Origin of the sequence: Rhizobium sp. SSA_523 (assembly GCF_030435705.1) — a bacterium.
GTDB lineage: Bacteria > Pseudomonadota > Alphaproteobacteria > Rhizobiales > Rhizobiaceae > Neorhizobium.
In genome coordinates, this window is sequence record NZ_CP129381.1 from 1,340,618 (window position 1) to 1,360,997 (window position 20,380).

Annotated in this window: 17 protein-coding genes; 5 read left to right on the forward strand and 12 right to left on the reverse strand. The window is 61.0% G+C overall.

Translation table 11 applies throughout. The features are described 5' to 3' along the window. Positions 1-6: 6 nt before the first annotated feature. The 3 genes from QTJ18_RS07350 (at position 7) to QTJ18_RS07360 (ending at position 5,266) form a co-directional block, all read left to right on the forward strand. Positions 7-1,152, forward strand: coding sequence for an FAD-dependent oxidoreductase (locus tag QTJ18_RS07350; RefSeq protein WP_252754098.1), 1,146 nt, complete (start codon positions 7-9; stop codon positions 1,150-1,152). 184 nt (positions 1,153-1,336) lie between these two features. After that, complete coding sequence (locus QTJ18_RS07355; RefSeq protein WP_289852146.1) at positions 1,337-4,243, forward strand: bifunctional diguanylate cyclase/phosphodiesterase; 2,907 nt, start codon at positions 1,337-1,339, stop codon at positions 4,241-4,243. Positions 4,244-4,360: 117 nt separating this feature from the next. Beyond that, the gene (locus tag QTJ18_RS07360; RefSeq protein WP_252754096.1) at positions 4,361-5,266 is read left to right on the forward strand and encodes a MurR/RpiR family transcriptional regulator; all 906 of its coding nucleotides are present in this window, start codon (positions 4,361-4,363) and stop codon (positions 5,264-5,266) included. Between the two features lie 10 nt (positions 5,267-5,276). On the opposite strand, the gene QTJ18_RS07365 is transcribed toward QTJ18_RS07360, so the two are convergent. The 7 genes from QTJ18_RS07365 to QTJ18_RS07395 all read right to left on the reverse strand — a co-directional run bounded on the left by QTJ18_RS07365 (position 5,277) and on the right by QTJ18_RS07395 (position 12,619). Then, positions 5,277-5,990 (reverse strand): aspartate/glutamate racemase family protein, encoded by a 714-nt coding sequence (locus tag QTJ18_RS07365; RefSeq protein WP_252754225.1) that lies wholly within the window; start codon positions 5,988-5,990, stop codon positions 5,277-5,279. A gap of 16 nt (positions 5,991-6,006) precedes the next feature. Continuing rightward, positions 6,007-6,912 carry an ABC transporter substrate-binding protein gene (locus QTJ18_RS07370; protein WP_252754095.1) on the reverse strand — a complete coding sequence of 302 codons (906 nt, stop codon included), beginning with the start codon at positions 6,910-6,912 and terminating at the stop codon, positions 6,007-6,009. 11 nt (positions 6,913-6,923) lie between these two features. Next, the gene (locus tag QTJ18_RS07375) at positions 6,924-8,075 is read right to left on the reverse strand and encodes an ABC transporter ATP-binding protein (protein ID WP_252754094.1); all 1,152 of its coding nucleotides are present in this window, start codon (positions 8,073-8,075) and stop codon (positions 6,924-6,926) included. Between the two features lie 3 nt (positions 8,076-8,078). Then, positions 8,079-8,912: a carbohydrate ABC transporter permease gene (locus QTJ18_RS07380; RefSeq protein ID WP_252754093.1), complete on the reverse strand. Its 834-nt coding sequence runs from the start codon at positions 8,910-8,912 to the stop codon at positions 8,079-8,081. Beyond that, positions 8,912-9,811 (reverse strand): carbohydrate ABC transporter permease, encoded by a 900-nt coding sequence (locus QTJ18_RS07385; protein ID WP_252754092.1) that lies wholly within the window; start codon positions 9,809-9,811, stop codon positions 8,912-8,914. Before QTJ18_RS07385 ends, QTJ18_RS07380 begins: the two co-directional genes overlap by 1 nt. 68 nt (positions 9,812-9,879) lie before the next feature. After that, on the reverse strand, positions 9,880-11,130 hold the full coding sequence (locus QTJ18_RS07390) for an ABC transporter substrate-binding protein (RefSeq protein WP_252754091.1): 1,251 nt from the start codon (positions 11,128-11,130) through the stop codon (positions 9,880-9,882). Positions 11,131-11,185: 55 nt separating this feature from the next. Continuing rightward, entirely contained in the window at positions 11,186-12,619 is a 1,434-nt protein-coding gene (locus tag QTJ18_RS07395; protein WP_252754090.1) for a M24 family metallopeptidase, read from the reverse strand. On the opposite strand from QTJ18_RS07395, the gene QTJ18_RS07400 reads away from it, so the two are divergent. Both QTJ18_RS07400 and QTJ18_RS07405 read left to right on the forward strand, forming a co-directional pair. Further along, positions 12,618-12,800: a hypothetical protein gene (locus QTJ18_RS07400; protein ID WP_252754089.1), complete on the forward strand. Its 183-nt coding sequence runs from the start codon at positions 12,618-12,620 to the stop codon at positions 12,798-12,800. The genes QTJ18_RS07395 and QTJ18_RS07400 overlap by 2 nt on opposite strands. A gap of 559 nt (positions 12,801-13,359) precedes the next feature. Then, positions 13,360-15,579, forward strand: a complete 2,220-nt coding sequence (locus QTJ18_RS07405; protein WP_252754088.1) for a M48 family metallopeptidase — start codon at positions 13,360-13,362, stop codon at positions 15,577-15,579. A 10-nt stretch (positions 15,580-15,589) separates the two neighbouring features. Here QTJ18_RS07405 and QTJ18_RS07410 read toward each other — a convergent pair whose 3' ends face one another. The 5 genes from QTJ18_RS07410 to QTJ18_RS07430 form a co-directional block, all read right to left on the reverse strand. Beyond that, positions 15,590-16,408 carry a sugar phosphate isomerase/epimerase family protein gene (locus QTJ18_RS07410; RefSeq protein ID WP_252754087.1) on the reverse strand — a complete coding sequence of 273 codons (819 nt, stop codon included), beginning with the start codon at positions 16,406-16,408 and terminating at the stop codon, positions 15,590-15,592. Between the two features lie 49 nt (positions 16,409-16,457). Further along, positions 16,458-17,273, reverse strand: a complete 816-nt coding sequence (locus QTJ18_RS07415) for an ABC transporter permease (protein ID WP_252754224.1) — start codon at positions 17,271-17,273, stop codon at positions 16,458-16,460. Between the two features lie 148 nt (positions 17,274-17,421). After that, a complete protein-coding gene (locus tag QTJ18_RS07420; RefSeq protein WP_252754086.1) occupies positions 17,422-18,354 on the reverse strand; it encodes an ABC transporter permease in 933 nt (310 codons plus the stop codon). Position 18,355: 1 nt separating this feature from the next. After that, the gene (locus QTJ18_RS07425) at positions 18,356-19,372 is read right to left on the reverse strand and encodes an ABC transporter ATP-binding protein (protein ID WP_252754085.1); all 1,017 of its coding nucleotides are present in this window, start codon (positions 19,370-19,372) and stop codon (positions 18,356-18,358) included. Continuing rightward, complete coding sequence (locus QTJ18_RS07430; RefSeq protein ID WP_252754084.1) at positions 19,369-20,379, reverse strand: ABC transporter ATP-binding protein; 1,011 nt, start codon at positions 20,377-20,379, stop codon at positions 19,369-19,371. The genes QTJ18_RS07425 and QTJ18_RS07430 overlap by 4 nt, the downstream gene beginning before the upstream one ends. Position 20,380: the final 1 nt, after the last annotated feature.

Consider the following 20,380-nt stretch of genomic DNA (forward strand, 5'->3'; position numbering starts at 1 on the left):
AGTTCAATGGCCAGGTCATCCACCAAGGTATTGATTGTCGGCGCCGGTCCCGCCGGATTGGCAACCGCCATTGGCCTTGCGCAGCGAGACATAGACTTCATCATCATCGACGCCTTGCCGGAGGCCCGGAACACGTCGCGCGCAGCAGTCGTTCATGCCGCAACACTCGACAACATGGCCGAGCTGCACGTCGCCGACCGGATGGTCGCCCAGGGGATCAAGGTCCCGCACTTCCGGATCAGGGAAAAAGATCAGGTTCTGCTCAATCTGGATTTCGGCGTCCTGCAGAGCCGAAACCCCTATGCTCTGATGATCCCGCAGGACGAGACGGAACACATCCTGGTCGAGCGGCTGCGTGCGCTTGGACATGCCGTTGCTCGGCCGCGACGCTTCACGAGCTTTGACCGGCAAAACGGCAGGCTCCGTGCTGCTCTCGATGGAGAAGACGGCTCGACCATCATCGAGGCTCACCTGATCGTCGGTGCCGATGGGATGAACAGCGCCGTCAGAGATTGTGCGGCGATCGGCTTCCCCGGCGAGACCTACGGCTCCTTCCTGCTTGCAGACATCCGGATGGATTGGCCGTTAAACAAAGATGAGGTGACGCTGTTCTTCTCCCAGAGCGGGATGCTTGTTGTCGCGCCTATGTCTCATGGACGGTACCGTGTCGTCGCCCAGTGCCCGGATGCGCCGCAAGTTCCGACGGTGGCAGATATTGAAGAGGTGCTGCACGCACGCGGCCCGTCTTCCGGGGCTTCCGTAACCGATCTTCTCTGGGGATCTCGTTTCAAGGTTCATCACAAGCTTGCGGACCACTTTCACAAGGACGGAGTGGTCCTGGTCGGCGATGCCGCGCATGTTCATAGTCCTGCAGGTGGGCAGGGGATGAACCTCGGTCTTCGTGATGCTGTCGCGCTTGCTCAAGCGCTATCGGATGCGATCGACAGCGGGAGCAAGGATCCGCTGGTTGACTACGATGTTACGAGGCGAGCCAAGGCGCAAAAGGTTCTCCAGCGTACGGACAGGCTGACAGGGCTTGCGACAATGTCACTCCCGATTTCCCGCTGGGGGCGCAATCGGCTGATCGGGGCAGCAGGCGCGATCCGGCCTGTACAACGATTCATCGCAGGAACTCTCGCCGGGTATACATGAGATCGCGAACGAGAGAATGCGAGGCCCTGCCAACAGCGACCCATCCCTCTCTTCTTGCAGCGATTCAGACTTATTTAACTTCGTCCTTTCAGTCGTCTGTAAGTTAGATCTTGTAAAGGAGTAACTAAATCAATCGACGTAAGCCTTGCTGCGCTTGCCGAAGAGCCTCGCTGTGAAAGAAGCCATGTCAGAGCATACGTTTTCCGGGAAAGAAACAAGACGCCTCCAGGAACTTGTGAAATACAGATTTCTGCGCTCCGGAAATAATGCATCCTTCGATCACATCGTTCGTCTGGCCTCAAAAATCTTCAATGTCCCGACATCGCTGCTGTCGTTTGTCGAGACGGACATTCAATGGTTTGCGGCGCAGACCGGTTTCGAGCCTTGCGAGACGTCCCGGGATGTCTCCTTCTGTGCGCACGCCCTTGAAGGATCGGACGTGCTCGTCGTACCGGACGCATTGGAGGACCCCCGTTTTGCCTCGAATGCTCTCGTGACCGGGGCGCCCTTCATCCGCTTCTATGCCGGCGCGCCTTTGATCACGTCGAACGGCAACGTTCTTGGCAGCCTCTGTGTCATTGATCAGAAGCCACGGCCGGATTTTTCGCCAGAGGATCAGGAAACGCTGCGGGGACTGGCGAAACTGGCCATGGACCAGATGGAAATGAAGCGCCTTTCCGAAATGCGGCGGGCTGCTCTGTGCCTCAATCGCACCTCTCCGGATGCCATTCTCCACATCAACGCCGCCGGAACGATTACTTATGCCAACCGTGCTGCGCTCACGATTTTCGGCTACAGCAAAGACGAATTGATCAACGCGTCCATCGACCGGCTTCTACCGCCGAATCTGCAGCGGAAAATGGCGGCCGTCGTTCGGAAATTCAGACGGACCCAGACCGAATTCCTATCATTCTCGCCCATTGAATCCATTGGCCTGCACAAGACCGCGGGCGCAATTCCCGTCGAGTTCTCGGCCGGCATCTGGACGAGCGATACCAGTTTCTGCATGGGGGTGATTGTTCGCAATATCGCCAATCGCAAGCGGCGTGAGGCCTCTTTCGAGTTGTTGTTCGACCGCAACCCCATTCCCATGTGGATCTTCGATGCTGAGACGCTGAATTTCGTGGCATTCAACGATGCCGCCTGCGCCCTTTACGGCTATTCCCGCCATGACGCCTTGACGAGGAACGCTCTCGATATTCGGCTTCAAGAGGAACGCGAGGCTATCCGCCGCACGATTACCGAATTCGGCGAATTTTATCATTCCGACCGGGCCGGAACGCATCTGACAGCGCAGGGCGAGCGGTTGAAAGTTCTCACCTTTGCCAGGCGCTTGCGTCATAATGGCAAAGACTGCGTCGTCGTCGCCAATATCGACGTGACAAAGCGAGAGGAAGCAGAAAGCGAGCTGGCGAGCACAAAGATCTTCCTGAATGCCGTCGTCGAAAGCATTCCATCAATGGTTTTCGTCAAAGAGGTAGACAATGGCAGATTTGTTCTCCTCAACAGATCCGGCGAAGATCTATTGGGCGTGAGCCGGCATGATCTGATCGGCAAGACCGACTTCGATCTGTTCGACGCGATCGACGCCGAACGCTTTCAAGATGCAGATCGGGAGGTTGTCGCCTCAGGCGAACTGGTGACGATCGAAAACGAACGCGTCGTCACGCCCGCCGGCATCCGAGCGCTCCGGACGCAGAAAGTCGGCGTTCCAGACGCGGACGGCACGCCCCGCTACCTGCTCGGCATCTCCGAAGACGTGACGGAGAGACTGAAAGTGGAAGAGCATAATCGGCATTTGTCTCTGCACGACATTCTCACGGATTTGCCGAACAGGCATTCCTTTCAGACGGCTCTGCAGCAATTGCTGGCCGGCATGTCGCCCTTTGCTCTCGTGATGATCGACCTTGACCGCTTCAAGGCGGTCAATGACACGCTCGGCCATCACGCGGGGGACGAATTGCTGCGCCAATTGTCTCGCAGGATACTCTCCGTCATAGGCGAGAAAGACATTATTGCACGGCTTGGTGGCGACGAATTCGGAATGGTCCATACCGGTCAGGGCGTCAGCGAGGAAAGCGTCAGACATCTTGCTGAACGCGTCGTCTCGGCCATCACACAGCCATTCGTGGTCGATGGCCATACCGTGTCCATCGGCTGCAGCCTGGGGGCGGTCCTCAGCCCCGATCATGGCACGAAGATGGACGTGCTGATCAAACGCGCCGATCTGGCGCTCTACGCTGCCAAGTCCTCCGGCCAGGGTGGCTCCCGGCTGTACGAAGCTTCGATGGAGGAAAAGGCGGATCGAGAGCGGCTGCTCCGCGATGAACTGAAGTCGGCCCTTCGAAAAAACCAATTTTGCCTTAACTTCCAGCCCGTCGTCGATGCGCTCACGCAGAAGATCGTCTGCTGCGAAGCCCTTCTGCGCTGGCATCATCCCACGCTGGGGCCGATTTCGCCGAGCGAATTCATCCCGGCCGCGGAATCGTCTGGCCTCATCGTTCCGATAGGCCAGTGGGTTCTCGAACAGGCATGTCTGCAAGCGATGCAATGGCCGGAGGAGATCAAGGTTGCCGTCAACCTGTCTCCCAGGCAGTTTACGGGCTTTGCGCTGGCGGCCGGCGTGGCCCAAGCCCTGTCACGATCAGGGCTCACGCCCGATCGGCTCGAACTCGAAATCACCGAATCCGTATTTCTCTCCGACAGTCAGGACAACATCCAGATCCTGAAAGAGCTGAAAAGCCTCGGGCTACGCATCGCATTGGATGACTTCGGCACCGGATATTCCAGCCTCGCCTATCTCAGGAAATTTTCCTTCGACAAGCTGAAAATCGACCGGTCATTCGTCACCGATATTGCGACCTCGAAGGAGAATTTGGCGATCATACGCGCCGTCATCGGACTGGGAAAAAGTTTTTCTGCAATCGTAACGGCAGAAGGCGTCGAAGACCTTGAGCAATACGAGTGCTTGAAGGCCGAGGGCTGCGAGCAGCTCCAGGGCTATCTGTTCGGCCGCCCGCTGGATCCGACCGCCTTGAGCGCGCTGTTGTTGACCGGTGGCCGCGCGCGTCGGGCTGAGGCAAGACGCTGACTCTCCGGCGTGAGCGTAAGACATTTGCCTATGTTGCAAACTCGGTCGTTGGGGCGTCGACCTGAGCTGCAGGTGCGTATAGATTCGCGCGAGCGACCACCTGCAAGGAAGTTTTTGGTGAAATCCTCCGGCAAGTCCTCCCTGAAGCAGCAGCCAAGCCGTTCCCTCGAGGCGCGGATCTATGCGGTCTACTCTTCCTTCACACCGGCCGAAAAGCGCCTTGCAGATGTCCTTCTGCAATATCAGATGGAATTGCCAAGCTACACGGCGGGAGAATTGGCGCTGAAGGCGGATGTCTCCAAGGCGACCGCCGCACGACTGATCCGCACGCTCGGCTACAAGACCTATCCGGATGCGAAGCGGCAGATCCGCGCCGACCAGCATTGGGGCTCGCCCCGTGCCGGGCTTGCAGATCCAGACCGGGCGCCGTCGGAAAAGGTCTCCATCGCCACGACCGTGCAGATGGATATCGATAATATCCGAACCACCGCAGAAGGCCTCTCGCCGGAAACGCTGGAAGCCGTCAGCAATGCCATCGTCAAGGCGCGACGGGTCTGGATCATGGGTTTGCGCAGTGGCTACGGTCTTGCCCATCAGGCCGCACATTACCTGACGCTGATGAAGAACGATGTCCAGGTCCTGCCGGCTGGCGGTGCCAGCTATTCCCACGAGATTGCCTCGATCGCTCGGGGCGATGTCATGCTCGTCATCGCCTTTCGCCGCCGTCCACGCCTCTTGCCGACGATCATCAAGGAGGCACGCGCGGCCGGTGCCATCACGGTCCTGATCACGGACCTCAGTGCTGCGGCCAGCGCCAAAGCGGCCGAGCATGTGCTGCGTTGCCGCTGTCAGTCGCCCTCGCCGTTCAACTCCTTCGTGGCCGCGCTATCGATCATCAACTACCTCTCCTGGAGCGTTGCGACCGCAATGGGCGAGGAAAGCCTCAAGCGCTACGAAAAGATCGACCGGCTGGTCAAGCTGCTGGACGATGTCTCGACCCCGCAGACCAATACCGGCCGCTGAGCCTCTGCCCTCAGTCACTGCCGAGCACGTGCATCCGGGTTGGCGGCGCCCAGATACCGGATTTGGATGTCGACAGACCGCAGCGCACCAGCATTTCCGCCAGGCCAACGGCAGCGCTGACGCCATCGACCACGGGAATGGCGTGTTCACGCTGCAGCCCCTGGGCGAAATCCGCCATGCCGGCACAGCCGAGCGAAATGCCTTCGACACCCATGTCCTTTGCCTTCACGATCATGGCCGAGATCATTTCCACCGCGCCGCTGGCGGGATTTTCGAGCTCCAGCACCGGAATGTCGGTGGCAAAAACCTTCCGGCAGCGGCGGCCAAAACCGTAGCGGTTGATATTATCCTCGATCACCGGCGCCGACCGCGACAGAGTGGTGACAACGGCAAAGCTGTGGGCGACAAGGCTGACCGCGTGGAACGATGCCTCCCCGATGCCGATCACCGGTTTCCTGGCCACGGCGCGGGCCGCATCCAGCCCCGTGTCGTCGAAACAGGCGATGATATGAGCATCAACCCCATCCGCTTCGGCCGCGACGATCTCCTTCAGCAGCCTCGGCACAGACAGCGCACCGTCGAATGGCCCCTCGATCGCCGCTGGTCCGGTTGCAGGCTGCCGGCCGATGATTTCGGTTGCAGGGCTTGCAACGCGGCGAGCTGCCTGCGCAATCCGTTCCGTCATGGAGGCGGTTGTGTTGGGATTGATGACGGCGATGCGCATCGTCATGTCCTTTCGGTCAGCGTGTCGCGAGGGCGGCGGTTGGCCGGCTGTCGATCAGAGCGTCATAGGCAATCGGCGCTGTGGTGAGGTGGCCGTCATGAATGCCGGTCTGCCAACGGGCATAGGCATCCGGATCGATACGCGGCGTAGTCCACATCCCGTTGGCCCGGTAGATATTCGCCAGCCTCACGAGGAAATCCGGCTTGAACTTCGGAAACGTGCTTGCGAGGAAATCGCGGTAGCGCTCTGCATCATTGGCCATGATCCAGTCCATGCCGCGCCCGAGCGCGCGGGCAAACCGGCTCTGCGTATCGAGCTGCGCCGCGTCGCTCTCGCCATCCGTGTAATAGACGCTCCAGGGCACATTGCCGCCGGTGATCGACAATTCCTGCACCAAATGGCCCCCGCCGGCCGCTTCCAGCGTTACGGCGGAGGGATAGTCGATGACCAGGTAATCACCCATCCCGCCTACGAAAAGATCACTCAGCATCTTGCCGTCGAGATCCTGCACGAAGCGGACGTTGCGCGGATCGACACCGTTTTCGCGCAGCAGCAATTTCATGAACAGGCCAACGCTCGCGCCATTACTGCCCTTCATCGCGACCGTTTTGCCGGGCATGGATTGCCAGTCGAAATCCGCGGGCTTTTCTCGGCCCATGACCGCCAGCGGCGCCCGGGCGGCAACCTGCGCGAAGGGCACATAGCGTTTGCCGCGGCCATGGAACATCGACGGCACCCAGATGCCGCCGAGCGCTGCCTGCGCCTTGCCTGCACCGATATCGCTCAGCACCAGATCCCAGGGCGAGGGCACGCTGGCGGTGACGTTCAGCCCCTCTTCCTCAAAGAAACCCTGCCAGACGGCGACATATTCCGGCAGATAGTTGAGGCTGTGGCCGGTGGCGGAAACATGGAAATTCTGCATGGATGGATCTCTTACGTCAGAGGGATGCGTTCGCCGCTGTCGCTGTCGAACCACAGCACGTCCTCGGCTCGGTAATCCAGCGAGCAGGACTCGCCGATCCGCATGCGGGGATTGCCGGACACGCGGACGAAGACGAGGTCCTGTTCGATCAGCAATTCGTCGGAAGCTTTGTTAGTCATCAGGCTGCAGCCAATCACCGTCTCGGCGCCCAGCCGTTCGATGACGGAGACGCGCGCGGGAACGCGGCCCTCGCCCTCGGCCTTGAGTTCGATTTTTTCCGGTCGGATACCGAACGTCGCCTCGCGGCGGGCGGGCATGGCGGCATTATGGGCGACGGCGATTTGGCCGGCCAGTTTCAGACCCTCGGCGCGGATCGAGGCGGGGATGAGGTTCATCGGCGGCGAGCCGATGAACTTCGCCACAAACGCATTGGCCGGATTGTCGTAGATTTCGTCCGGCGTATCGACCTGCTGGACGATCCCCTTGTCCATGATGATGATGCGGCTGGCCATGGTCATGGCCTCCACCTGATCATGCGTCACGTAGACGAAGGTTTTCCCGACCTTGTGGTGCAGCGCGGAGATCTCCGAGCGCATCTGGGTGCGCAGCTTGGCGTCCAGGTTCGAAAGCGGCTCATCGAGCAGATAGAGCGCGGGATTGCGCACCAGCGCGCGCGCCAGTGCCACGCGCTGCCTCTGGCCGCCGGAAAGGCCGGAAGGGCGCCGGTCCAGCAGCGGCTCCAATTCCAGCTGACGCGCCATCTGCAGCGTTCGCTCGGCAATGGCCTTGCGCCGCATCAGCCGGTGGCGGGCGATGATGTTGACGATCGGCAGGTGATACCACTTCTTGAAGGCATCCATGATCAGCGGGAAGGCGATGTTCTCGCGCACCGTCATGTGGGGATAGAGCGCATAGCTCTGGAAGACGAAGGCGACGCCGCGCTGTTTCGGCTCCCAATCGTTGGCGATCGCCTTGTCGAACAGCAACTGGCCGGAGGTGATGTCGCTCAGGCCGGCGATCATGCGCAGCAGCGTGGACTTGCCGCAGCCGGACGGGCCGAGCAGGACCAGGAATTCGCCGTCGTGGATCTCGGCATTGAATGCCTTGATGACGGTGTTGTCGCCGAACGATTTCGAGACGTTGTTGAAGGTCAAAGCGGGCATGGATTATCCCTTGACGGCGCCGGCGGTGAGGCCTGCCACGATCTTGCGTTGAATGAGGAGGAAGAAGACAATGGCCGGGACCGAGAATACCAGGGCGGTTCCCATGACAGCCGACATGGGCGTCTCGTATTGTCCGACGAAAGAGGCAAGGCCGACGCTGGCCGGCCAGTTGGCCCGATCCGACAGGAAGGTGGAGGCGAAGAGGAATTCGTTCCAGCCGGCGAAGAAAGAGATAACGGCGGCAGCGGCAATGCTCGGCGCGATCAAGGGCAGGATGATCATCGTCAGCACGCTGAAGCGCGGGCAGTTGTCGATGATCGCCGATTCCTCGATCTCATAGGGCACCGCATCCATGGCGCCTTTCAGGACGAAGCAGGCAACCGGCAGCGAGAAGCCGACATTGGCAAGCACCAGCCCGGTCAGGCTGTTCAGCAACCCAAAGGTGATGAACATCGCATAGAGCGGCACCAGGATGAGTGCTTCCGGCACGACCTGCGTCATGAACAGCAGAAAGCCGACAATGCCGCGGCCATGGAACTTGAATCGGCTGAGGGCATAGCCGGCCAGTGATCCCAGCGTCAGGCTGAGCACGGTGCCGCCGGCTGCGATCAGCAGCGTGTTGAACAGCCACTGTCCGGTCGGCACCTGTCCGAGTTCCGTCACCAGGCCGAAGATGTTCTGCGGCTGCAGCAGGAACCGCTGGCCTGTTCCGTAGAGTTCCGCATTCGGCGACAGCGCGGTGGCGGCCATCCAGTAGACCGGGAAGCCGGCCATGACGACCAGGATGCCGATCAACAGATACCGCAGCGTTTTGAGGGTGAGGGTCTTCATGGTCATCAGCGTCCCATCCACTTCATGCGGCGTTGCTCGACGGCGTAGTGGATGGCGGCTACCGCCAGTGCCAGCACCAGGCCAATCGCGCCATAGGCACTGGCCATTCCGAGTTCGTGGTTTTCAAACGCCGTCTGGCGGATCTTCACCACCAGCGTGCTGGTGGTGCCCACAGGGCCGCCGCCCGTCAGCAGGTAGATGATGTCGAACCGCCGGATCGACCAGACGCAGACGAGAAGGGCGGCAAGCTGAATGGCCGGCCGTATATGCGGCAGGGTAACGGCACGGAAAGTGCTCAAACCGTCGGCTCCGTCGATGCGGGCAGCTTCCCTCACCTCTTGCGGTACCGATTGCAGCGCGGCCAGTACGACCAGCATGACGAAAGGTGCCACCTGCCAGACCGTGGTTGCAAGAATGGACGGGAGCGCCAGATCGACGCTCGTCAACCAGCCGAAGCGACCGACGCCGAGCATTTCCGTCAGGCGGTTGAAGACGCCGGAGCGATCATTATACATCCACAGCCAGATCAGCGAGGCGGCGACATTGGGCACTGCCCAGCCGAACAACAGAATAGCGCGCACGATCGGGCGACCCTTGAAGGGACGGTCGATGGCAAGCGCAGAGATCGTTCCGAGGGCGACGCCGAAGATCACCGCCAGCACCGCATAGACCAGTGTCGTCTTCAGCGAGAGGTAGAAGGCCGGGTCTTCGAACAGGCGCTCGTAATTGCCGAGCCCGACGAAACGGCCTCGGTTGGGATTGATGATCCGCGTGTTGGTGAGGCTCATGTACATCTGGCGGCCAAGCGGCCAGAACATGAAGACCATCAGGTAGATCATCGGTGGAAGAATGAATGCATAGGGCACGAGGCGCGTCATGCCGCTGCGGATTTTAAGGCCTGTCATACCCGTTGTTCCGATCCATGGAGGCAGGGGGTCGGAGCGCCTGAAGACCGGGCGCTCCGGGGACGGGATCAGAACTGCTTGTCGATCGTGGCCTGCGCCTCGTCCAGTGCCGTCTTCGGATCGGCATCCGAGAGGATGACCTTTTCCACTGCCTGCATGACAAAGCGCATGATCTGCATGGTTTCCACCTCATAGCCGGGGATCAGCGTGCTGCGCGAGGTCTCCGCGAGTTTGACGAAGGCCGGCGCCCAGGGGTTGGCCGCCGCATAATCGTCGCTGACGGGAACGTCCGTTGCCAGAGCATCCGGTCCGGAGGCTTCGCGAAGGGCCTTCTGGGCGGGTTCGGTCAAAAGCCAGGTCAGGAACTTGATCGATTCCTCCTGCACCTCGCTGTGCTTGCTGACACCAAGGAAGATCTGCTGGTGGGCGCCCGGGTTCTTGAACGGCATGGCTGCACCGCCAATATCCTTGCTGGCCAATGCACCGCCCGAGGCGATGTTCAGCGTGCCGCCGGAATTGTCGATCGAGAAGGCGACGTGCTTTTCCTTGAAGCGGGTGCGCTGGGTCGGCATGCTGTCGCCGACCGGGATGATGCCGGAGGCGTAGGTTTGCTTGAAGGCCGTGACGGCGGCGACGGCTTCCGGCGTGTTGACGGTCAGCTTGCCGTTCCCGTCAGTCCAGTTGACCCCGTAGCCATAGGCCCAGCTCTGGAAGTCCATGTACCAGCCGCTGAGATCGTTGATCTGGTGCCGGGCACCGAAGCCGATCACGCCGGGCGTCTTGGCAGACGCGGCCTTGGCAGAAGCGATCAGCTCTTCAACCGTGGTCGGGACCTTGGCGCCGGCGGCCTCCAGAACAGGCTTGTTGTAGATCAAGGCATAGGCCGCGCGCTGCCAGGCAATCCCGTAGCGCGTGCCGTCAATCATGCCATTGTCATTGGTCTTGTTGAGTTTCACGCCCTCGGTCGCCGCACCGATATCGACGAGGAAGCCGGCATCGGCCATCGCAAAGAACAATCCTTCCTGCATGATGGCAATATCCGGACCCTGGCCGGCACCCATTTCCGTGGTCAGCTTGTCAGCAAATTCGGCCGATGGAATGGCCACCTGCTCCAGCGTCACATTCGGTGCGACCTCCTGGTATTTGGCAATGGCGGCCCAAAGGTTCTTGCCGCGCAATGCATCAAGCCATTGAGAATTGGCGATCTTGATCGTGACCTTCGACTGGGCATGGCCGATGCCGGGAACGGCAGAGGCAAATGCGACGGCCAGCACGGCAACCGTGGCGAGGAATTGGCGGCGCGAGGGGGAGTTCAGCATGTCAGTTCTCCTTCTGGGGTCTGTTTTTATTGGTTTATTGCAATTTTCGTAAGCGTCAGGCTTTGACCCGGTAGGGGGCAAGCGGCGTGTGATGGCTGAGGTTTTCGTGGCCGTCGGCTGTGACGAGATAGCAATCGCCGACATTGCAGCCGGCCACTTCCGGCTCCAGCCATTGCGAATGCAGCACGAAGGTCATGCCCTCCTCCAGCGTGTCATGATTGTTGGACTGGATGTTGTAGGGCGGGAATTTCTGCATGGACACCGAATGTCCGACATTCGGATTATGCGGCCCGAGCGTGGCGGGATAGACATGCATCAGCTTGCGGCCCTGGCGCTCCCAGTCCTCGTCCACCACATGCTTGCGGGGAATGAGGCGAGGCTTGCCGTCATCCTCCGACACCCAGTTATAGGGCATGGTGCGACTTTCTGCGGATGTCAGGTAGCCACGGCTGATATAAGGTTCGAAGGAGGCGTTGGCGACGTCGGAAATCAGTGTGCCGGGCTTGACCAGCGCGGCGGCCTTTTCAACGCCGTCGACGCACATCTGCAGGACGTCCTCCTGCTTGTCGGTAATTTCGCCGACCGCGATCATCCGGGCGATCTGGGCTGTGTAGCCCTGATAGATCACGGCGGAAATGTAAAGGTTGATGAGATCGCCATCGCGCACGATATGGCCATAGGGCTTGCCGCAATGGGTGCCATAGCGGTTGATGCCGATCTGGTAACCATCGCCGGTCTCGCCGCCCCTTGACATCTGCGCATAGGTGAAAGCGGCATAGATCTCGAAATCGGTCACGCCCGGCTTGATGACGTGATAGGCCGCCTCGATGCCGATGCTGGCCAGTTGCGCGGCAGCTCGCACCACCGCCTGTTCCTTTGGCGAGCGGACCTTCTGCATCCGGTCGATGATCGGCTCGGCCGGCACGAAGGCGCTTTTCGGCAATCTGGTCTTGAGCCCGTTCCAGTAGCCGGTCGAGGTGGCATCGCCGATGATGCCGATCTGCGCCGAGGAAAGCTTGTTCTTTTCCAGAAAGGCCGCGACAGCATCGCTCACCTTGTCGACGGTCTTGCCGGGGCGGTTATAGGTTTCGCGCCCCCAGGTGCCGACCTGCCAAATATCTTCCACCAGCACCGGCTCGCCGGCCGGCGGAAGCAGTACCGAACTGCTGAATATCGAAAACAGCGTCAGCGGCTGGTCGTCATCGGTCGGGATGACCAGCACGCCTTCGCGCGCCCAGTCGCAAACATAGCGAAGATAGGAATTCGACACCTTATAGGAGCCGATCGAATCGGCATGGATCAGGATGACATCGTGGCCCGCGACCACAGCCTCACGGCGAATGCGCCGCAGCCGATCGACGAACTCGCTTTCCGGCAAGGGGCCGACCGGCTCGAATTCGAAGGAAGGCCTGAACCCGTCGAGAAGTCGTTCGAACCGTTGATCGGATTGGAAGGAAGGCGTGAGGTGGGATGAGGTCAAGGCTGTCATGGCGTCTCTCGTGGAGAATACGAATGAAAACCAGCTTACCCCTGAAATTTATTTTGCAAAGAGTGCCAGGCTCGGTTTTGGATTAGCATTTGCCTACAAATCATGCAGCTTTTATCTTTTAGGCAGAACACCGGCCAAAAGTGCGCAGGCCGGCAATATCGGCGAAGCCAAACAGCTATAGAAATCAAGTTTAACCGCAGACACGGCACCAGAAGCTTTGAAAAAAAACTTTCAAAATAAATTCGAAAATCGTCAAGACGGATTGGACCGCATGCCTGGAAAAGCGGCGCTGCGTGGCAGGACATCCGCTCCCGGTGGGCATTTGCCTAAAGCGGCGTCAGCTGCAGCCCCGCGGAATGGTCGCGCCGGAGGGTCGCCCCGGATAGCCGCCACGGTCAGCCAGCGCCGCACCGAAATGGCGCTGACGATGCCCCCCGTCAGCCGGCCGAAGAAGGCCGCGCAGACCGCGCAATTGCCCTTTGCAGTCCCCCGCACAGCTCCCATGCCGAGCGCTCCGTGAAATCCTTCGCGCCTCGCTACACTTTTCGATCGCCGGTGCTACCTATCCCTTCGCAACCTTAGATGCAGGCGAGGAAGCACTGATCAATCGTCACGGCAGGACATTGGAAGACCGCCGAGCGAGACAGTTCTGTGGACCACGCGATCGCCTTCGGCGGCGTTCTCTCAAGCTTCACCAGGCTTTTGGGGAATTTGGCAAGATACCGGGACAGGAAGACGTCATGACCGATGCGCAAGCGACCACCGACACAGCCAGGCGCCGCATACCGCCGGCCTTGATATCAGGCTTCTGGCTGATCCTGCTGCCGCTGGCGCTTGCCGGGTTCGGCATTTGGCAGCTGGATCGGTCCGTCGACGCCAGACAGGCGGTTCAAGCCAATGTACAGGACATCACCCGCTCACTCGATGAAATCCGCCCGATTGCGGCCGACGCGCCGGGAACGATGATCCGCTTTGAAGGCGGGCGTTCTTTCCCGGCCTCGATGGCCGTTGCGCAGCTGGAAAATGCGCTTGGTGAGACCGAGCTTGTCCAGACCGTCGCAGAAATCCGGCATCCCTTTGCCTATGTCACGATAGCCGGGGGAGTCCTTGCCTTGCTGGGCGGCGCGGTCGGCCTGCTTGGATCAAGCCTTGCCGGCCTCTCGGCGCGCCGCTCGCGCGACCAGCTGGTGCGCAGTTTCACCTGGCTGAGGATCACGCTGCCGTTCTTCCTGGCTGCCGTCATGCTCGGCCTTGGCTTTGCAGGCGTCGGCGCCACCGTCTTCGAAACCCTGACGCTGCCATTCTGGGGCAATCTCTCAGGCAATGCCGTAAAACTGGGGCTGATCGGCATCATCCTCGCCGGCGTCGCGCTGTATTGCGCCATCACCGCCGTCCGCGGCTTGCGCCGCGTCTTCGCGCTGGTGGAGCCGGAGCCGATCATAGAAAGGGCGCGTGTCGTGACCGAGCACGAGGCGCCTGCGCTCTGGACATTCGTCCGCAATCTGGCGACACGCATGGAGGCCGGCGCGCCGGACACCATCGTCGTCGGCCTGACCAGCGGCTTCTACGTGACCGAGAGCCGGCTTCTGCTTCTTCCCGAGGAGCGGCTGATCGAGGGGCGGACCCTGCACATGCCGGCCCCTATGCTGGAGCTTCTCGACACCGCCGAGATCGCAGCCATTGTCGGCCACGAGCTTGCGCATTTTGCAGGCGAGGATACCCGGTATTCGCAGCGCTTCGTGCCGATCTATTCCAGCCTGCAGCGTTCGCTGGACGCACTCTACCGGGCTGATATCAATGGTGATTTTGGCATCGCCGCGGGCCTTCGCCTCGGTTACCACGCCCTGTCCCGCTTTGATACCGCTGTTGCCCATTGGAGCCGGCTGCGCGAGTTCGAAGCGGATCGCCACGGCAGCGCGGTCAGCGGCACAGGCGGTGCCGCGTCCGCGCTGGTGCGCGTCCATATTGCCGACCCTTGTGTGCATTTTGTCTTGAACGATGCCTTTCGCGGAAATGAGGGGCTTGGGCCGGATCTTGTTGCGGCCATCGCGAGTGTGGCCGCCAATCAAGGCTTTGTCGATCCGGCCGCGCATCTGGAAGACCGCCAGGCCCACCCGACCGATAGCCACCCTCCGACGATCCAGCGCATCCAGGCGCTCGGCGTTTCAGTTGATGACACGCTCCTTTCGCATGCGACCCGACGCCCTGATCCAGGCATGGCATCTTTCGGCAGACGGGCATTCCCGTCCTGGGATCAGCTTTGCCGCGAACTCTCCGCAGACTTCCTGCGCAATGCCAGCGCCGTTCGCACGGAATACCGGGAGGAACTGAAGACGGCCGCCGCCGGGGTGACCGAGCCGGAGCTGGTGGTCCATGAGAATACCGGGCCGATGGCAGGCGCCATGATCTTCATCATCGTACTTTTCGGCGTCTTCCTCGCCTGCACCTATCTCTTCCCCTATGAGATGGGATTCGGCGGAAATGAGAGCCACAGGGCCATCCTCACAGGGGTGCTCGGTTTCGGTATGCTCCTGTGCCTTGCCGCTGTCGTCTTCTATCGCCGCCGGGCCGCCCGGCCATTGATGGTTTTCACGCCGGAATTCTTGCGCTCGCCCTGGCTGAGCGAGCCTGTACGGTGGGACGCGGTCAACGGCTATCAGGTCTATGCCTCCACCCGCTTCGCCCTGCAACTTTACCTGGACCCAAACGAGCCTCTGCCCAGCCGGACCCGGTTTTCCTTCTACAACAAGGTCAAGCCGAAGCGCCACATGATCGAGCTGGACGCTATCGGAATCCGCGGCATGAAGGCAGACGCATTCTCGGATCTGGTGGGCCGCTATCTTGTTGCGGCGCATGCGCGGCGGGCGCTCCAGGAGCAGGGCTTGGACGCCGTGGCGGTCGAGGCTTCGCCGCGCACGGCTGGCGAAGGTTTGACCCGTGGTCAGCCTTCGCCCGTTTGACCGTCACGGCTTACTGAGCAAGGCCGAGCTCTGCGAGATAGGCGGCAGAGGCCTGGATCTGGCTCTTGTCGCGGATCTCGATGATCAGGCGCGGGTTGGAGGTGATGACGGCCAAGCGTGCGAAGACGGCACGCCAGTTGATGTTGCCATGGCCGAGCGGCCAATGACGATCCGCATAGCCGTCGGCGTCCTGAAGGTGCACGTGTTGCAAAAGATTGCCGGCGTCATGGGCGAAGTAATCGACCGGCGGCGCACCGGTCGACCCGGCGGCATAGGCCGCATGACCCGTATCAATGGATAGAGCAAATGCGGGCGAGTTGAAGTCTTCCACCAGACGGCGGCGTTCGGCGGGATCCTTGTCCTCGATATTTTCCAGCACAAAGACGCAACCCTGGATCTCGGCGCGCTTTACAGCGGCATCCAGTGTCTGGTGCGTCATGTCGATCACCCGCTGGCGCTGATCCGGCCAATTGTCGAGATTGTTGTGCATCCAGGTCGTATAGGGGCTATGGATGACGATCTGGGTGATGTCGAGCGCAGCCGCCACGTCAAGCGCCTGATCCATGCGGCGCGCCACCACGGCCCGCACATCCGGATCAGCGGAGGCGACATTGAGGCCCATGAAAGGACCATGCATGCCAAGACGGCCCTGATGGCCATCGAGAAGCTGCTTCGCGCGCTCCACCAGCGGCTGCCAGTCGCCTGTCAGAACCTCGGCTGGAACGAAATCCTGCAGTTCGAGATCGCGCGGCTTTTCCAGCAGCCAGTCGCGGTTCAGTTCAACGTCCTTCAACGTCATGGCGGCGCCAAGAATGGGCAGGTCAGACATGGGTGTAGTCCTTCTTTATGTGAAGCAGAATGCTGTTGAGGGTGGCAGATCAGGAAAGGGTCGGATCGAGCCGGTCGCGCAGCCAGTCGCCGAGAAGCGAAACACAGAGCGCGGTGGTGGTGATGACGAAGGCCGGCGCCAGCATGATCCAGGGAGCCGAGGAGAGATATTCGCGACCAAAGCCAACCATGTTGCCGAGCGAAGTGTTCGGCGGCTGAATGCCGAGACCGAGGAAGGAAAGGCCGCTTTCCAAGAGAATGATCTCAGGGAAGGCAAGCGTCATCGAAACGATCAGTGTGGAAGCTATATTGGGCAGGATATGGCGGCCGTAGAGTCGCCAGGGCGACGCCCCCAACTGATGTACGGCCGCGGCATAGCCATGCATCCGGCCACTGATGGCAAGGCCGCGGGCGATGCGCGCATAGCGCTCCCACGCATGGAAACCAAGCAGGCAGACAAACAGCACCAGCGAATTGCCGAAAAACGCAAGCACAGCGAGCGCCAGCACAAGAAAGGGAATGGCAGCGGAAAAATCAACCAGCGCCAAAAGCGCCTGCTCGACGATACCGCGGAAATGTGCGGCCACGAAACCCAGCGTCACGCCGATCACGGCGCCGATAATGGTCGCGCCGAACGCAATCAGCAGGCTCATGCGTATCGAAGTGATAAGTCTCGACAGAACGTCGCGACCCAACTCATCCGTTCCAAGCACATGCGCCCAGCTACCGCCCATGAAGACCGGCAGGCTCAGGCGGTTGCGGAGATCCATCTGGGTGAAACGGTATGGGGAGATCAGGTCGGCCGAGACGGCAACCGCCAGCATCACAACAAGCCACAGGACGGCAATGCTGATCAGGATCGGCATGCGTTTGACGCGCTCCAGCAGTGCTGTAGGCCTTGCTGCAGGAGAATTCTCGGCCGCGACGAGTGAAGAGGTGGCTTCGACCATGGTTTGCTCCTTCAAGTTCTGAGCGGGCAGCGACGAGACAGGTTCAAGGCGGCGAGGAACATCATCACCGCGCCGGCCTTGCCTGCCCATGCATGCGCGGATCGACCAGGCCGTAGAGAACATCCACGATCATGTTGGCTGCGACCATCGTCATGGCGATCATCAGGACGACGGCCTGCACGACGGCGAGATCCCTGTTGGCGACCGACACGACGAGAAGCCTTCCAACCCCCGGCCAGGAAAAGACACTCTCAACAACAACGGCACCCGCGACCAGGCCGCCCAGCATGAAGCCGATGATGGTGATTGTGGGGATAGCCGCGTTTTGCAGTGCATGACGCCAGACCACAGCCGACCACGACAGGCCCTTGGCACTCGCTGTGCGGATGTAAGGCTGGCCGAGCACTTCCAGCATGGCGCTACGGGTAAAGCGCGCCAGAAGTGCTGCGCCGCCAAAGCCCATCGTCGCAATCGGAAGAATGGCGTTCACCCAGCTGTCCTGCCCTGCCGATGGCAGCCAGCCGAGACTGACAGAGAAAATCAGCACCAACAGCATGGCCAGGATGAACGAAGGAACGGCAAAGCCCGTGACCGCCATCACCATGACGAGGCGGTCAATGAACGAGTTGCGGTGGAGTGCGGCATAAACGCCGGCAGGTACACCCACAAGGAGGTTTACCAGAAAGGCCGGAATGGTCAGGGCCAGTGTCGAGGGAACTCTTTCCAAAACAACGGACACCACGTCGCGGCCATCGCGCATGGAGCGCCCGAGTTCGCCGCTGAAAATCGCCTCGAAGAACGAGAAATACTGGATCCACAGTGCCTGATCGAGACCCCAGGCCTTCCGAAAGGCATCAATGGCCTCCGGCGGCGCATCGGCACCCATGATCACCATGGCCGGATCGCCCGAAAGGCGCAAAACCACGAACACAAAGGTCACGACCATGACGATGCTGACGGCGGCCCGCAGCAGCCGGAGCAGTAGATAATGCAGCATGTCAGCAGGTCTCCAGCGAAACGGGGGTGCGGCCAGGTGCAGCCTCCCCATGCACCACATGACAGGCGACGCGTCGGCCATCGCTGCGGCGAGGTTTCAGTTGCGGCACTTGCTCGCGGCAAGTCGCGGAAGCGACAGGACAGCGCGGATGAAAGGCACAGCCTGCCGGGCGGTTGGCGGGATTGGGCGGATCACCCTGCAGGACCACACGGCTCGCCCTCTTCCCCGGGTGGGGAATGGCCGAGACCAGAGCCTGCGTGTAAGGGTGGGCCGGATCGTGCAGCACCGCGTCCGGATCGCCCTCCTCGACGATGCGCCCGAGATACATCACCGCAACACGCTGGCTGATCTGGCGCACGGCTCTCAGATCGTGACTGACAAACAGCATGCCCATCTTGAGCCGCTCCTGCAGATCGCTGAGCAGGTTCAGCACCAGGGCCTGAATTGACACATCGAGCGCGCTGATCGGTTCGTCGCAGACGAGAAGATCCGGATTGGTGACAAGTGCACGGGCAATCACTGCGCGCTGACGCTGCCCGCCGGACAGCGATTGTGGATGACGGGCGGCATGATGCGGCTGCAAGCCGACCTCTTCCATCACGGCCGCGATTCTTTCCTCTCTTTCCGAAAGAGTGCCGATCCGGTGAATGTCCAGCGGTTCGCCGATCTGCACACCGAGGGTCAGACGTCGGTCCAGAGCGGCCAAGGGGTCCTGGTAGACCAGTTGCATGCGTTGGCGGAGGCTCGCCCAAGCCTTGGTGCCATCCTGCGGCAACGCCATGCCGTCGAAGGTGACGGAGCCGGTGTCGGTTGGTTCGATGCCCAGCACCAGCCGCGCCGTCGTCGATTTTCCGCAACCGGACTCGCCGACCAGTCCCAGCGTTTCCCCACGCGCCACCGTGAGCGAAACATTGTCCACCGCGCGAACGGGATGAGGTCGCCCCAGGACGCCGCGCCGCATCGAGTAGCTGCGCGAAAGATCACGCGCCTCGAGCAAGGCTGATGCACCCATGCTCATTGCATTGCCCTTTCGCGCGCATTGTGTGCGGACTTGAACGCTAGCTCATCCGCAGCCTGATAAGGCCGTGCATGAATGCAGGCGGCGCTATGCTCGTGCGTCAGTGGCAGGGGCACCGGGTCCACTTCCGTGCAGCGATCGGTTGCCGCAGAACAGCGAGGTGCGAAAGCGCATCCCTGCGGCATATGCGCCGCTTCCGGCACACTGCCGGGAATGGCGACCAACCGCCTGCGTGCCCCGTTAAGCGGCGGCAAGGCTCCCATGAGCCCGCGCGTATAGGGGTGACTTGGACGGGCGAAGATCTGTCCGCTCGGCGCCTCTTCAACGATCCGGCCAGCATACATCACAGCAATGCTGGAACAGGTTTCCGCAACGACGCCCAGATCATGCGAAATCAGCACCAGCGCCATTCCGGTATCGCGGCGAAGCGTTGTCAGCAAATCGAGGATCTGTGCCTGGATGGTGACGTCGAGCGCTGTGGTCGGCTCATCCGCCACCAGAAGATCAGGCTCGCCCGCCAGCGCCATGGCAATCATCACGCGCTGGTTCTGCCCACCTGACAACTCGTGCGGATAGGCATTGATGCGGTTCCTTGAATCGGGGATCCCGACCAGATCCAGCAGGCGCATGACCTCGGCCCTCGCGCTCTGGCCGGTCAAGCCGCGATGCAGGCCAAGCGCTTCGGCGATCTGGCGTCCGATGCGGTGGACCGGATTGAGGCTTGCAGCCGGATCCTGGAAGATCATGGCGATCCGACCGCCGCGCACCGGCTCCAACCGTGCCTTCGGGGCACCAAGAATTTCGCTACCGTCAACGAGGACGGAACCACGCACCGTAGCCGAAGCAGGCAGAAGGCCGAGTGCTGCAAGCCAGGTTACGGATTTCCCGCAACCGGACTCGCCAACCAGACCGACTGCTTCGCCACGCTCTACCGAGAGGTTGATGCCACGGAGAGCTGGCGCGCGACCGAATGCGACCGTAAGGTTCTGGATCTGGACGAACGCCATG

Excerpts from the sequence above, each read along its gene's own strand:
- QTJ18_RS07410 (WP_252754087.1), bottom strand. The coding sequence starts at position 16,408 with ATGTCTGACCTGCCCATTCTTGGCGCCGCCATGACGTTGAAGGACGTT.
- QTJ18_RS07415 (WP_252754224.1), bottom strand. The coding sequence starts at position 17,273 with ATGCCGATCCTGATCAGCATTGCCGTCCTGTGGCTTGTTGTGATGCTG.
- QTJ18_RS07400 (WP_252754089.1), top strand. The coding sequence starts at position 12,618 with ATGGCGTCTCTCGTGGAGAATACGAATGAAAACCAGCTTACCCCTGAA.
- QTJ18_RS07370 (WP_252754095.1), bottom strand. The coding sequence starts at position 6,912 with ATGCAGAATTTCCATGTTTCCGCCACCGGCCACAGCCTCAACTATCTG.
- QTJ18_RS07350 (WP_252754098.1), top strand. The coding sequence starts at position 7 with ATGGCCAGGTCATCCACCAAGGTATTGATTGTCGGCGCCGGTCCCGCC.
- QTJ18_RS07425 (WP_252754085.1), bottom strand. The coding sequence starts at position 19,372 with ATGAGCATGGGTGCATCAGCCTTGCTCGAGGCGCGTGATCTTTCGCGC.
- QTJ18_RS07380 (WP_252754093.1), bottom strand. The coding sequence starts at position 8,912 with ATGACCATGAAGACCCTCACCCTCAAAACGCTGCGGTATCTGTTGATC.
- QTJ18_RS07430 (WP_252754084.1), bottom strand. The coding sequence starts at position 20,379 with ATGGCGTTCGTCCAGATCCAGAACCTTACGGTCGCATTCGGTCGCGCG.
- QTJ18_RS07355 (WP_289852146.1), top strand. The coding sequence starts at position 1,337 with ATGTCAGAGCATACGTTTTCCGGGAAAGAAACAAGACGCCTCCAGGAA.
- QTJ18_RS07385 (WP_252754092.1), bottom strand. The coding sequence starts at position 9,811 with ATGACAGGCCTTAAAATCCGCAGCGGCATGACGCGCCTCGTGCCCTAT.
- QTJ18_RS07405 (WP_252754088.1), top strand. The coding sequence starts at position 13,360 with ATGACCGATGCGCAAGCGACCACCGACACAGCCAGGCGCCGCATACCG.
- QTJ18_RS07390 (WP_252754091.1), bottom strand. The coding sequence starts at position 11,130 with ATGCTGAACTCCCCCTCGCGCCGCCAATTCCTCGCCACGGTTGCCGTG.
- QTJ18_RS07420 (WP_252754086.1), bottom strand. The coding sequence starts at position 18,354 with ATGCTGCATTATCTACTGCTCCGGCTGCTGCGGGCCGCCGTCAGCATC.
- QTJ18_RS07365 (WP_252754225.1), bottom strand. The coding sequence starts at position 5,990 with ATGCGCATCGCCGTCATCAATCCCAACACAACCGCCTCCATGACGGAA.
- QTJ18_RS07375 (WP_252754094.1), bottom strand. The coding sequence starts at position 8,075 with ATGCCCGCTTTGACCTTCAACAACGTCTCGAAATCGTTCGGCGACAAC.
- QTJ18_RS07395 (WP_252754090.1), bottom strand. The coding sequence starts at position 12,619 with ATGACAGCCTTGACCTCATCCCACCTCACGCCTTCCTTCCAATCCGAT.